General features: G+C 49.8%; 10 protein-coding genes. 8 read left to right on the top strand and 2 right to left on the bottom strand.

Annotated elements, in window-relative coordinates; translation table 11 throughout:
* Window positions 1–86 precede the first annotated feature (86 nt).
* The 7 genes from rho (at window position 87) to RWJ96_RS01165 (ending at window position 8,990) form a co-directional block, all read left to right on the top strand.
* Complete coding sequence (rho, locus tag RWJ96_RS01195; protein WP_314018466.1) at window positions 87–2,192, top strand: transcription termination factor Rho; 2,106 nt, start codon at window positions 87–89, stop codon at window positions 2,190–2,192.
* Between the two features lie 297 nt (window positions 2,193–2,489).
* Window positions 2,490–3,893: a hypothetical protein gene (locus RWJ96_RS01190; protein WP_314018465.1), complete on the top strand. Its 1,404-nt coding sequence runs from the start codon at window positions 2,490–2,492 to the stop codon at window positions 3,891–3,893.
* A gap of 199 nt (window positions 3,894–4,092) precedes the next feature.
* Window positions 4,093–5,274: an ABC transporter substrate-binding protein gene (locus RWJ96_RS01185; protein ID WP_314018463.1), complete on the top strand. Its 1,182-nt coding sequence runs from the start codon at window positions 4,093–4,095 to the stop codon at window positions 5,272–5,274.
* Between the two features lie 15 nt (window positions 5,275–5,289).
* A complete protein-coding gene (locus RWJ96_RS01180) occupies window positions 5,290–6,162 on the top strand; it encodes a branched-chain amino acid ABC transporter permease (RefSeq protein ID WP_035428101.1) in 873 nt (290 codons plus the stop codon).
* 10 nt (window positions 6,163–6,172) lie between these two features.
* Window positions 6,173–7,390, top strand: coding sequence for a branched-chain amino acid ABC transporter permease (locus RWJ96_RS01175; protein WP_314018461.1), 1,218 nt, complete (start codon window positions 6,173–6,175; stop codon window positions 7,388–7,390).
* Window positions 7,391–7,395: 5 nt separating this feature from the next.
* Window positions 7,396–8,241 carry an ABC transporter ATP-binding protein gene (locus tag RWJ96_RS01170; protein ID WP_314018460.1) on the top strand — a complete coding sequence of 282 codons (846 nt, stop codon included), beginning with the start codon at window positions 7,396–7,398 and terminating at the stop codon, window positions 8,239–8,241.
* Window positions 8,241–8,990, top strand: a complete 750-nt coding sequence (locus RWJ96_RS01165; protein ID WP_314018458.1) for an ABC transporter ATP-binding protein — start codon at window positions 8,241–8,243, stop codon at window positions 8,988–8,990. The genes RWJ96_RS01170 and RWJ96_RS01165 overlap by 1 nt, the downstream gene beginning before the upstream one ends.
* 420 nt (window positions 8,991–9,410) lie before the next feature.
* Here RWJ96_RS01165 and thrB read toward each other — a convergent pair whose 3' ends face one another.
* Entirely contained in the window at window positions 9,411–10,340 is a 930-nt protein-coding gene (gene thrB, locus RWJ96_RS01160) for a homoserine kinase (RefSeq protein WP_314018457.1), read from the bottom strand.
* 22 nt (window positions 10,341–10,362) lie between these two features.
* Window positions 10,363–11,907, bottom strand: a complete 1,545-nt coding sequence (thrC, locus tag RWJ96_RS01155) for a threonine synthase (protein WP_314018456.1) — start codon at window positions 11,905–11,907, stop codon at window positions 10,363–10,365.
* Between the two features lie 312 nt (window positions 11,908–12,219).
* On the opposite strand from thrC, the gene RWJ96_RS01150 reads away from it, so the two are divergent.
* On the top strand, window positions 12,220–13,359 hold the full coding sequence (locus RWJ96_RS01150; RefSeq protein ID WP_314018455.1) for a homoserine dehydrogenase: 1,140 nt from the start codon (window positions 12,220–12,222) through the stop codon (window positions 13,357–13,359).

The raw sequence follows: 13,359 nt of genomic DNA, 5'->3' as shown, positions 1-13,359 counted from the left end.
ACCTATTTGATTTTGTTTGTTATCCCTTCATCATATTTCTCACGTTTTTACAGATTATTTTGATGAGCAAACAGAGAGGTTTGTACATGTCGGACGAAACATCTTCGGTCCAAAATGATTCTTTAAATGATGTAGAAAATACTCCAGCACCACGTAGACGTGGTAGACCTCGTAAGAGTGAAAATAGTAATTCAGAAAATTCAACTTCAGAAAATACCAATTCTGAGGCAACTGAAGAAAAGGCCTCTAATTCATCTGCTGCTAAGCGTCGTCGTGGTCGTCCAACTAAAAAAGAGACTGAGGCGCGTCGTGCGGTAGAGGCTGTTGTGGCAGAGGCTATGAACGCAGCAGGCATTACAGAGCCACCAAAGCGCCGTCGTGGCCGTCCTAGCAAAGAAGAGATGGAAGAGCGTGCTCTTCATGAGCGTGCCCTTGAAGTTGCACAGGCAGAGGTTTTGGCTCAGGTCCAGGCAGGTGGCAAGGTTTCTTCTGACGTTGTAGACACTGATCGCCTTACCAAGATTGTTCAGGACGCAACTCAGCCTTCTGCGGAGGTAACCCCGGCTCCTGCCTTTACTAAAGCAGAGGCAGAGGGTGCAGCTGGCCAGAATGGCAATGCGGCTCAGAAGAACTTTGCTGAAGAGCAGGGCAGTGTTGAGCAGCAGGATGGTGCAGCTCAGGAGCAGGCTTCTGGTGCAGTAGCAGATTCCGATGCAGCTCCAGCAGAGCGTTCAGGGCGTTCTCGTACGGGTGCAGCACGTCGTCGACATCGTAATGCTGAGCAAAAAGAAGCAGTTCAGGAGGGCGAGAAGACACAGGAAAACGCACACGCCAACAACCAGGAGCGTCCTTCTCGCGATCGTAGACAGAACAACCAGCGCAACAAGAATCGCAAGCAGGGCCAGGCAAGCGAGCCATCGCTTTCCAAAGAGGCTCTGCAAGAGATGAAGCTTTCTGAGCTTCGTGCTAAAGCAACTGAGCTGGGCATTGAGTACGCAGGCGTTCATAAGTCTGATTTGATTGAGCTTGTATACGCTGCATCTGCAGCTGCTGAGGGCTTTAAGACTGTTGAGGGTATTCTTCAGATTAGCAACGAAGGCTACGGCTGGATTCGTACAGGTAATTACATGGAAGGCGATGACGACGCCTTTGTCCACCAGCAGATTATTAGAAATCTTGGTCTGCGCCCGGGTGATAGCGTCTTGGGCATGGTGGGACCTGCTCGCGTAAATAGCAAATATCCACCACTGCTTAAGGTTACCCAGGTCAACGGTGGGGAAGTTGAGGGTCTTAAGGACCGTCCTCGCTTCAAAGATCTGACTCCAATTTTCCCAGACCAGCCTCTTACTATGGAGCACGGTAAAGATTCCATTACGGGCCGTGCAATTGATCTGGTGGCTCCTATTGGTAAGGGTCAGCGTGGTTTGATTGTCTCGCCTCCAAAGGCAGGTAAGACCACCATTTTGAAGCGTATTTGCCAGTCTATTACCACCAACAATCCTGAGGTCCACCTCTTCTGCCTCTTGGTAGACGAGCGCCCTGAGGAAGTTACAGACATGGAGCGCTCCATTAAGGGCACCGTTGTTGCTTCAACTTTTGATATGCCAGCAGAGAATCACACCGTTGTCTCGGAGCTTGTCATTGAGCGAGCAAAGCGTCTGGTTGAGATGGGTCAGGACGTTGTGGTTATTCTGGACTCCATCACACGTCTTGCTCGTGCATACAACCTGGCTATTCCTGCTTCTGGTCGTATTCTTTCTGGTGGTGTTGACTCCGCAGCTTTGTATCCACCAAAGAAGTTCTTGGGTGCAGCTCGAAATATCGAGAACGGCGGTTCGCTCACTATTATTGCGTCTGCCCTGGTAGATACAGGCTCCAAGATGGATGAAGTTATCTTCGAGGAGTTCAAGGGTACTGGTAACATGGAGCTCAAGCTTGATCGAGATCTGGCAGATCGCCGTATCTTCCCAGCTATTGATCCTGTTTCTTCTGGTACTCGTAATGAGGATCTGCTTATTAAGCCAGAGCTTCAGCCTATGGTATGGGGCGTTCGCCGTATTCTTGCAGGCTTCAATAACACTGAGCGTGCAACTACTGCTCTTATCAGTGGTCTTAAGCAGACCGACAATAACCAGGACTTCCTGATTAGATCTGCAAAGAAGGCTGCACAGTCTGACTATCCACAGAATTAGTCAGATTTAAAGATGACGCAAGAAGTGCTTTCCAATCTATGTTGGGAGGCACTTCTTTTTTCTCGCCATTTTTGTTGAATAACTGCCGAAGAATTATGAAAAAGTTTTAAAGACGCTGTAAAAAATAATGAATTACGCTATAGTCATTTCTAACAGCACAATTATGTGTTGCAGCGGATACACAAAGATGAAATGAAGCCCACCCGTTGCTCACGTCGCCCGTATTGGGTTTAGTAGCATATGCAAATTTAGCGTGTGTCTTCATACATCTTCTTAGCGTTTGTAGGGGGAGTTTGTATGACAGAAGGTAGGAATCCGGCAGTAGTCGCCGGCCTGCTCAGTGGTCTGGTTCTGGTAGCAGAGCCAGCATCTGCGTATGCCCTTACCGCTAATGAAATTCGTCAAACGCCTCTTGGTGCAATCTTTACAGGCATTGGAGTGGGACTTGCTGCGGTTGCAGTCATTTCTGGTGCGGCCTTGGTAGTCTCTCGCTCGGTAAATCGTGGCGAGAAAAACGATGAGGTAGAAGCAAAGAGCCAGTCATCTGCAACGTTCCAGGGCTCAGATGAGGCTCTATCTTCAAAGCAGGTCTCAGCTGCATCGAACTTCTCGTCAGAAGAGAGCATTGTGATTCCGCTGGACTCTTCAAGGCGCTCGATTGCTGCGTACAAGCCAAAGCACATGAGGGCTTCTCAGTGGGATATGACTGGTTCCATTCGTGTTCAGTCTGCTGAGCTGCCTGTCCAGCCTGCCGAGTCAACTGCAAAGAAGTCACAGGTTGTAAGTACGGCCGCAGAGGGCGTTCTTCCCGTTCGCGCAAAGAAGGCTCCTGCGCACTCTACAAACGACTACGCGCAGATTGCAGAGAACTACACCAAGCTTTTGAGCTGGCGCGAGCGTACCGTTGCACGTGCAAAGGGTGCTGCTGCGGTACTTCTTGAGCGCTTAGGACAAGATCCTATGGACGGTCTGCCCATTATCGAGCGTGCTGACGGAACCGTTGGTGATGTTGGTACAGCTTGGTGGACTAAGGCTGTGGGCGAAGAGTCCATTACGCGTGATTTTGGTATTGCTGAGATTGGTGCCGAGGCTATTCCTGAAGACTTTACCAACCATGCTGCTGATATTTCTAGCCGTATCTCTTACGTTGACCAGGGAGTCTTCCCTGAGAAGCGTACGATTGACGAGCTTGAGCATGCTGATGATTGGACACTTGCGCTGGCTGCAATGGACGAGCATCTAGCTCGCCATGATCAGCAGCAAATGCGCAAGTACCATCCAGTGCAGTTGCCACTTATTGGTCAGGTCGCTGCTGAGGCTGAAGTTGCAAGCTCGGTGGAGTTGTCGGGTGCAAAACCTGCTGCGTCTCACAAGGTTGCCGCAGCTCAGATGCGTCCTTCTCGCGAGCCAAACTACGCTGGTGTGGTTGCACAATCAACCGCAATGCCGCTGGTCAAGGCTACAAACGATACGTCATCGCATGTTCAGGACATCTTTGACGCGGTTGAGCGTGAGATGGCAGCTGAGCTTCAGGCGGCTGACGAGAGACCAACGCGCGAGCTGCTTCGCCTCATTGAGGGCGGCACCAGCAAGATGAAGAAGATTTCTTCGCTTGATCTTGGCGAGAAGACCAGCGCAGACAAGGCCTCTTACAAGCCTCGTCACTTTGCTGGTGAGCTTCCGCTGGTACGCGAGGCGTAAGTAGCTCACGTAGGCTAGCTGCGGGTAGTCAGAAGACAACCGCGCAACCGTCGCGAAAGGCTGGAGTTCGTAGAAACATCCGATTTCTCTAAAATTATTTCAAGTTAGATAACATTTTTTGGCTGTGGTTCTTTTTTAAGAGCTACAGCCATATTGTGTTGTGTCATATATTCAACGCTATGGAGAAAAGGAGATGAATATGGCACATAAGCTAACGCGACGACGCTTTTTGGAGGTGGCCGGGACCATTGCGGGGTCGTTTGCTCTAGCAGGCTGTTCGCCAAAGAACCAAGACCCTAACTCCATTTACGTTGGCGTGATGGGACCGTATACCGGCGACGTTGCCCAGTATGGCCTTGCAGTGCGTAGCGGCATTTTGCTGTACCTCAAGGAATTCAACAAGAATGGTGGAGCTGGTGGCCGCCAGATTGTCCCTATAGCTGAGGACGAGAAAGGCGATTCAACCGAAGCCATTCTTGTCTATAACAAGCTTCTTGACGAGAATGTTTGTGCAATTCTGGGTGACGTTACCTCAACGCCAACCATTGCACTGGCACAGAAATCGGTACTGGACAACATTCCTTGCGTAACGGCATCTGCAACAGCAGAAGACGTTGTTGCTCACGGCAATAACATGTTCCGCGCTACTGTCACCGACCCATTCCAGGGCGTTGTTCTTGCAGAGTTTGCTAAAAAGCAAGGCTATCAGCGTGTAGGAACCATCTTTAACTCTGGTGGCGATTACGAGATTGGCGTTAATAACGCATTTGTTCAGAGGGCTCGTGAGTTGGGCATTGAGGTTGTTTCTCAGCAGGGCTATCCAACGGGAGCTGTTGACTTTAACGCCCAGCTTACCAGCATTATTGGACTGGATCCTGATGCCATTTTGGCTCCAAACTATTACCAGGATAATGGCAAGATTGTGACGCAGGCTCGCCAGCTTGGCTGCAAAAAGCCTTTTATGGGCGCAGATGGTTGGGCAGGCATCATTGGCGGCGAGCAGGACTATGCTTCTGCGACTGACCTTGAAGGATGCTTCTATTGCTCTGCTTTTGTTGCTTCAAACCCAGATGAAAAAGTTCAGCATTTTGTTAAGGCTTATACCGAGGAATACGGTGAGGCTCCAACTAACTTCTGTTCTTTGGGCTATGATGCAGCAATGATTCTTTGCTCTGCTCTTGAGGTTGCCGAGAAGCGCGGTTATACCTACAACTCTAATGAGTATAGGAAAGCCATTATTGACGCTATTGCATCTGGTGTGGTCGAAGGCGTTACTGGAACCCTTTCATATCAGGGAACAGGTGACCCAGTGAAGTCCACCTTGATTATTACCTTTAAAGATGGCAAAGAGTCCATCTATGACACGATCAATCCTTCATAGAAAAGAGAACCTCAGATGTTTTTGACTCAGGTGCTCAATGGACTTCAATTGGGCAGTATTTACGCACTGGTGGCGCTTGGTTACACAATGGTGTACGGCATCATCTTGCTTCTTAATTTTGCACATGGTGACATTATCATGTTTGGCTCCTACGTTGCTTGGATTGCGCTTGTTCAGTTAGGACTCAATCCTGCAATCGCCGTTCTTCTCGCCATTTTTGGTTGTGTTGTGCTGGGCGTTCTTATTGATAAGGTTGCCTATGCACCACTCAGAGAAGCTCCAAGGCTTTCTATTCTGATTACCGCAATTGGTGTTTCTTACCTACTTGAAAATGGTGTTCAGCTGCTTCTTGGTGCTGACGCTAAGGTTGTTCCAAGCATCATTGACCTGGGAACTGTTCAGGTATTTGGTTCGACGCTTTCCGGCACTGCACTTTTGACTGTTGCCGTTACTATTGTGGCAACCGTTGTTCTGACCCTTTTGGTTCAGAAGACTCGTCTTGGTAAGGCAATGCGTGCCGTTTCTGAGGATATGGGCGCTGCTCGTCTGATGGGCGTCAACGTCAATAGCACTATTAGCTTTACCTTTGCAGTTGGTTCCGCTCTGGCAGGCATTGCAGCTATTCTGTACTCCATGGCATACCAGCAGGTTTCTCCTACCATGGGCGTCATGCTGGGTACCAAGGCATTTGTTGCAGCAGTTCTTGGCGGCATTGGCTCCATTCCTGGCGCTGTTATTGGCGGCCTTATTGTTGGCTTCTCCGAGGTCTTTGTTGCTGCCTTTGGTCTGTCTGTCTGGCAGGATGCAGTAGTCTTCTTACTCTTGATTCTTGTTCTTGTTGTGAAACCAACTGGCCTGCTTGGCCGACCAGTTACCGAGAAAGTGTAAGGAGGCTCACATGACTAAAATGTATCCACGCGATAATAACCACAACCCCGTAATTGTCACTGGTTTTGGTGGAAAAGATGGTCAGCGTCGTGAGCTCACTATGCCTGCTCGCTATGCCATCAATGCAATTCTTGTTGCACTCTTTGTCTTTGGTGGAAACTTCCTGGTAGGAGAGGGCCTTATTTCTCGCTATCAGACCGTTGTTTTTGAGCAAATTGGCGTGTATGTTCTGATGACCGTTTCTCTGAACATTGTTACTGGTTATCTGGGACAGCTTCCTTTGGGTCACGCTGGCTTTATGTCCATTGGTGGTTATGCTTGCGCAATCTTTATCATTCGCATGATGCCACTCTTTGGTCTGGATGCTCAGTCCATGGCCTCAGGCTCTACACCTGCAGTTATTCTTTTTGTTGTGGGTCTTTTGTTTGGCGGCATTTGCGCCGCTCTAATGGGTGTGGTTATTGGTATTCCAGCACTTCGTCTTCGCGGTGATTACCTGGCCATCATTACTCTGGGCTTTGCAGAGATTATCCGCGTTGTCCTGGTAAACATTGACTCTGCTCTTGGCTTCAAGCTTACTGGTGGTGCATCAGGCCTCACGGGTATTCCTGCTTATACCGGCTACCTGAACACCGCAATTGTTGTTTCGCTTGCCATCTTTGCTATTCATACTCTTATGAAGTCTAGACATGGACGCGCTATTCTCGCCATCCGCGATAACGAGATTGCGGCAGAGGCATCAGGCGTTAACACCACGTATTACAAGACCCTTGCCTTTGTTTTCTCTGCATTTCTTGCTGGTATTGCAGGCGGCCTTTACGCGGGCTGCATCGGCGTTATGGCGCCTGCCAAGTTTGGCTTCATGAAGTCCGTTGAGATCCTTGTTATGGTTGTTCTTGGTGGCATGGGCTCTATGTTTGGTTCCGTTGTGTCCGCAACTGTCCTGACCGTGCTTCCAGAGGCTCTGCGCGCCTTTGCCGACTACCGTATGGTTGCTTACGCAATTGTCTTGATTCTGGTCATGATCTTCAGACCTGAGGGTCTGTTTGGCTCCTATGACTTCTCGCTGTCTCGCATTATTGAGCGAGTCATGAACAGGGACTTCCCTTGGAACAAGGATGACTCGGATGAGCAGGCAGGTGTACAGGTCAAGGCGCAGGCGGGTGTTCAGGCAGATACGCAGGCAGACGTTCAGGCAGAAGCCTCAACTGATTTGAAGGAGGCGTAAGAGCGATGGCAACTAAAAACACTACAAAACTTATTAGGCAAGAGTCTCCTAACCTCATTCCTGAGCGAGACCTTGGCGCAATTCCAGTTCTTCAGGCTGAGCACCTGGGCATTGACTTTGGTGGCTTGACGGCTGTTAACGACTTCAACATTGCTCTTGGTCCTACCGAGATTTCTGGCATCATTGGTCCTAACGGTGCAGGTAAAACAACTGTCTTTAACTTGCTTACCTGTGTCTACAAGCCAACCCGTGGTACCGTAATGATTGACGGCTACGACCTTGCTGGTAAAAGCGTTGTTGAAGCAAATCATATGGGTATTGCCCGCACCTTCCAGAACATTCGACTGTTCAACAACATGACTGTTATGGAGAACATTCAGGTTGGTCAGGGCAGCCACATGACGTCTCATTTCTTTGAGGACGTCTTCCGCCTTCCGGCTCACTGGAAGCAGGAAAAAGAGAGCGCTGATAACGCCCGCGATCTGCTGCGCATTTTTGGTATGGAGAACCTTGCAAATAACCTTGCAGGCAACCTGCCTTATGGTGCTCAGCGCAAGCTTGAGATTCTTCGCGCTCTGGCAACGCAGCCTAAGATTTTGCTGCTTGACGAGCCAGCTGCAGGTATGAATCCAGCAGAGACTGACGAGCTTATGGAGAATGTCCTTAAGATTCGTGATGATTTCAAGATTGCTGTTCTTCTCATCGAGCATGATATGAAGTTTGTTATGGGCATTTGCGAGGGTTTGGCCGTTCTTGACCACGGCAACATCATCGCAAAGGGAACGCCAGAAGAGGTTCAGAACAACCCTCGCGTTATCGAGGCATATCTTGGAAAGCAGGAGGTGCGCTAATGGCCGCTGAAACTACAAACACCCAGGCAGCAGGCGCAGAAAAAACCCTGCTGTCCGTCAAGGACCTTAACGTTTCTTACGGTGCAATTCATGCAGTTCAGGGCATTTCTTTTGACATCCACGAGGGTGAGATCGTCACCCTTATTGGCGCAAACGGCGCAGGTAAATCAACTACGCTGAACACCATTGCTGGTCTGGTAAAGCCTGACTCTGGCAGCATTACCCTTGACGAGAAAAACCTTGTAGGCCAGCGCGCTCACAAGATTGTTGAGGCTGGTTTGGCGCTATGTCCTGAGGGCCGCCGTGTGTTTTCTCGTATGAGTGTTGCTGAAAACCTTGAGATGGGCGGCTATACGCAGCCCGATTCCCAGAACGCTAAGACCGTCAAGATGGTCTACGAGCATTTCCCACGTCTTCGCGAGCGCAAGAATCAGCTGGCAGGAACGCTGTCTGGCGGCGAGCAGCAGATGCTTGCTATGGGTCGTGCTCTGATGAGCAGGCCAAAGCTTTTGATGCTTGACGAGCCTTCCATGGGTCTGGCTCCTATTCTGATTGAGGAAATCTTCCAGATTATTCGCCAGCTCGGCGATGCAGGAACCACCATTTTGCTTGTTGAGCAGAACGCTAATATGGCACTTAAGGTTGCTGACCGTGCATACGTTCTTGAGCTTGGTAAGGTTGCTAAGCATGGCACCGGCCAGGAGCTTCTCCACGACGATGACGTTCGCAAGGCTTATCTCGGCGCATAACGGCGACTAATGGCAAATGTGCTTTGACGTCAACGTACCTTAAACGTTAACCTGGCTCCCACACAACGTAGGAGCCGGGTTTTGTTGTCATGTCTGAACAGTTTGCCTGAAAAGCGCACCATATCTGAGCTATTTGCCTGTTTTTCTCGCCAAGTCTGAGCTAATTTACTCAGACTTGATGTAGTTTTCAGGCTCGCAAAATTTGGCGCGGCGCAGCCTATCTTCACGCGCCTGATTTCTTCAAAGAATCTGTAACTTTTGCCTAAATACGTAAAAGAATCGGTGGATTTGCCTGATTTCATCAAAGAATCTGTGCCTCAAATACAGATTCTTTACACTTTTCAGGCGCATCTGGCGAGAAACCCGTGTTGTCGCAGGCGTACTTGTTAGTACACGCATTGACCAAGCGCAGTTGTCACGTTAAATTTCGTCGAAAGTGTTGTGGTGTTGCTGACCGTCGTCCAAGGTAAGGACGGTACCTAGAAGCGCCGGCTCAAGAATCTGAATCCAAAGATCGCCTCTGACCTGCTTGGCATTCTCGGCAACAGCGCGAGCTGTAACAGGGGAGTCGCAGATGGCAACCATGGTGGAACCTGAGCCCGAGATAACAAAGGCGCAAGCACGAGCAAGCTTAGCTACCTGTTTGAGCTCTTCGTAATCAGGAATGAGCTCCTTGCGGTAGGGCTCATGGAGTTTGTCGTTGCAGGCAGCTGCCAAAAGACCTCCATTGCCTGTTTCAAGTGCATGGGTAACAGCAACGGTACGACCCATTTGATAAACAGCGGTCTGAAGAGAAATATTCTGCGGAACCACCTTGCGGGCATCCTCAGTGTTGACAGTGTACGGCGGTGCAATTGCAACAAAAGAGAGACCGCGTGCTACGAGCCTTCGAGTACAAACGGTATGCCCGCCCTCAACAAATGACGAGGTCAGGCCACCGTAAATTGCAGGAGCAACATTATCTGGATGGCCTTCAAAGTGGCAGGCAAAGTCGAGTGCACGCCCAGGATCCCAGCCACCATGTGATTCGGTCATTGCGGCGGCAATACCAGCAATTACGCAGGTAGAACTTGAGCCAAGTCCACCAGAAAGCGGAATAGGCGAGTCGATAGTGATGTGTTTGGGAGTAGGCTCTTCGCCCAGCTTTTCGCAGGCTCGAATATAGGAGGTCCACACAAGGTTGTCGTCGTTTCTGAACTGCTCGGGGCAGCCGTCAATGATGAGCGTAGGCGACTCTCTAAACGTAATTTTTGCGCGCAGGTTAAACGCAAGGCCCAGTGTATCGTAGCCGACGCCAATGTTTGCAGAGGTAGCAGGTACAGAAACGGTCAAGATGGTGTTGTCGAGCATGTAGAACCTGCTTTCTCAGAGTCTAACAAGCAAAAATACGCCCGCATGCTTCAGAAACGTACGAAGCAAGTTGTTCCTTCTCGCGAACGTCAGTATGAATGATAACGTTATCATTCAGCGATGAAAGCTGGATTGGCGGATTAATGCCCGTGATTTCGGCGAGCGTATGCATGCATGCAAAGTCATCCAGGCCAGCGGTCGTGTGGCCCAGCGCGGCAAGCACGTCGGACGAGAACTTATACGGGCAAGCAGTAGACAGACAAACGCGCACGTCGTCCGCCTGGCGAGAAACCCTGTCAAGCACGTGCTTTGCGACGGCTGTGTGAGGGTCAATCAGCACACGACAATTCTCCCAGGTAGAACGGATAGTCTCACGCGTCTGGTCGTCGGTGGCAAAGCCAGCATCAAAGGTTTCACGGATGGTATCCATGACCTGAGTAGGAACCGTGTAGACACCCTCAGTTACCAGCTGTTTCATCAGGTAACTGACAAGCTCAGTATCCTTACCGGATGCAAGATAGAGGAGTCGTTCAAGGTTTGATGAAACCAGAATGTCCATTGATGGAGAGATGGTCTTTTCAAATGCACGCCTACGGTCATACACACCTGTTGCCAAGAAATCAGTGAGCACCTTATTGCTGTTAGAGGCCACAATAAGGCGATCAACAGGAAGTCCCATTTCTTTTGCAAAGTAACCTGCGAGGACGTCGCCAAAGTTGCCGGTTGGTACGCAGAAAGTAACTTTTTGACCCTGGGCGATGGCATCCTTGGCAACAAGCTGGGCATATGCGTCAAAGTAGTAGGTTACCTGTGGGGCCAAACGACCAATATTGATGGAGTTTGCGCTGGAAAGTACTGTGTCCTTACCGGCCAACTCATGCGCCAACTCCTTGTTAGCAAAGATCGCTTTAGCGGCGTTTTGAGCATCGTCAAAGTTTCCCTTAACAGCGCAAACAGCTACGTTAGAGCCTTTTTGAGTCACCATCTGCAGGCGTTGAATATCAGAAACCTTGCCTTCTGGATAAAAGACGGTGATGCCCATACCAGGCACATCCTTGAAACCCTCAAGTGCAGCTTTACCAGTGTCGCCAGAAGTTGCGGTGACAATCATGATGCTCTTGCCGGCGGTGGCAGCCACGCCCGTAGTACCTTCAGCGTCGACAGCGCCAGCTACGTCCGCATCCTCGCGAGCAACACTCATCAGGCGGGGGAGCATCTGAAGTGCAACATCCTTAAAGGCCGACGTTGGACCATGGAAGAGCTCAAGCAGCCAGTCTTCTCCGATAGCAGAAACAGGTGTGATAGCCTGGGTGTCCCACTGAGAGCCATACGCGCCCTCAATACAGCGAGTCAGCTCTTCAGCAGAGTAGTCGTCCAGCAGAGCAGAAAGCACATCGAAAGCAGTAGCTTTAAAGCCCTGAGAACAAACCTTTGCAAGATCGAGGGGTTTCTCGCCAATTGAATCTTGGATATAAAGGCCGCCGTCGGGAGCAATTCCCTGCAAAATGGCTTGTTTAGCCAAAACGGTATGGTCAGAGCTTCTTGTGCTGTGATATGCGACGGCCATGAAACCACCAATCTTTAGAACGTGTCGCGTGTAGTGCGTCTCGCGTGTTGTGCGCGTGCAAATTGCACGTCTCGCGTGTTGCGTTTCTATTATTTTAACAGTGAGAAGTAAAAGTCGCTTGTAACATAGAATTGTTCATAGCATTATGAAGACGAGAAAAACTATCGATTAGATTCTGTCTAGGTTTTTGGTAGTTTTTGTCTATGAGATTGTTATCAGTGCAGTCACCTTTGCGTGCGGTTATCCTTGCTCTGCAATTAGCCTTGCAGGCAATCGGTTTTCTCGCAAAATGACTGATAGATTTGGAGTTATATGCAAAACGTTGCCCTACTTGGATTTGGAACGGTTGGTGCTTCAGTTGCGCGCATTCTTGATGAGCGCGTTTCTGACGTTAACCTGACGTCCATCTTGGTTAGAGCTGGTAAAGAGCACGTTGACCCTCGGGCAACATCTGATTTTGATGCGCTCTTGTCTGACCCTGCGCTCGATACCGTTGTTGAGTGCATGGGTGGCCTCACGCCAGCCTATGAGTACATCAAAGCTGCGCTGACTGCTAAGAAAAATGTAGTCACCTCAAATAAAGCCGTGGTATCTGCTCATTTTGAGGAGTTTATGACACTTGCCGCTGAAGCGGGCGTCAACTTTAAGATTGAAGCATGCGTGTGCGGTGGCATTCCTTGGATAGCAGGAATTCAGAAAGTTCGTCGTATTGACGAGATTTCTGCGTTCTGGGGAATCATGAATGGAACCACCAACTACATTGTCTATTCCATGCTCAAAGACGGAACGGACTTTGCTGAGGTTCTGAGCAAGGCTCAGGAGCTGGGTTACGCGGAGCGAGACCCGTCAAGCGATATCGACGGCATTGATGTTCGCTCTAAGACTATGATTTCTGCGTCCATTGCCTTTGATGTTATTTGCACAGACCAGATTCCTATGTCTGGCATCAGAAACTTAACTAAGCGTGACCTTGCCATGTTTGGCAGTCACGATATGACAATCAAACTCTTTGGTCGTGGTGTTTCTGACGGTTCATCGTATGCGGTAGCTGTTGAGCCAGTTGCGGTTTCGCTCTCAACCATAGAGGCTAACGTTCCAACTAACTTTAACGTTGCAACTGCCGTGGGAAATACCATTGGCGAGCTCAAGTTTTACGGTCAGGGTGCCGGTGGCGACCCAACGGCAAACGCCGTCGTGCAGGATATTATTGACTGTGCTGCGGCTCCTGCTGGGGGTCAGCAGACCTTCTCGTCAGATCTTTCGTATAATCCTGAGCTGCTTGTTTCTGATTACGTATTTAGGACGCAAGCGGATGTTCCGGGTGGCTCGTTCTGGGAGCCAGGTGCTCAGTTGGTTAAAAATCTAAGTGCCGAGAAGGCCCGTAATCTTCTTACCAGCGCACTTTCACAAGATCCTACAACCTTTATGGCTGCACTTGAAAAGAGGAATTAG

Source organism: Lancefieldella parvula (genome assembly GCF_963547875.1).
Lineage (GTDB): Bacteria > Actinomycetota > Coriobacteriia > Coriobacteriales > Atopobiaceae > Lancefieldella > Lancefieldella parvula_D.
Note: the sequence above shows the minus strand (reverse complement) of the source record. Positions and strands in the feature narration are given on the sequence as shown.

Coding starts and splice junctions, on each gene's coding strand:
- rho (WP_314018466.1), top strand. CDS start 87: ATGTCGGACGAAACATCTTCGGTCCAAAATGATTCTTTAAATGATGTA.
- RWJ96_RS01170 (WP_314018460.1), top strand. CDS start 7,396: ATGGCAACTAAAAACACTACAAAACTTATTAGGCAAGAGTCTCCTAAC.
- RWJ96_RS01165 (WP_314018458.1), top strand. CDS start 8,241: ATGGCCGCTGAAACTACAAACACCCAGGCAGCAGGCGCAGAAAAAACC.
- thrC (WP_314018456.1), bottom strand. CDS start 11,907: ATGGCCGTCGCATATCACAGCACAAGAAGCTCTGACCATACCGTTTTG.
- thrB (WP_314018457.1), bottom strand. CDS start 10,340: ATGCTCGACAACACCATCTTGACCGTTTCTGTACCTGCTACCTCTGCA.
- RWJ96_RS01180 (WP_035428101.1), top strand. CDS start 5,290: ATGTTTTTGACTCAGGTGCTCAATGGACTTCAATTGGGCAGTATTTAC.
- RWJ96_RS01190 (WP_314018465.1), top strand. CDS start 2,490: ATGACAGAAGGTAGGAATCCGGCAGTAGTCGCCGGCCTGCTCAGTGGT.
- RWJ96_RS01175 (WP_314018461.1), top strand. CDS start 6,173: ATGACTAAAATGTATCCACGCGATAATAACCACAACCCCGTAATTGTC.
- RWJ96_RS01150 (WP_314018455.1), top strand. CDS start 12,220: ATGCAAAACGTTGCCCTACTTGGATTTGGAACGGTTGGTGCTTCAGTT.
- RWJ96_RS01185 (WP_314018463.1), top strand. CDS start 4,093: ATGGCACATAAGCTAACGCGACGACGCTTTTTGGAGGTGGCCGGGACC.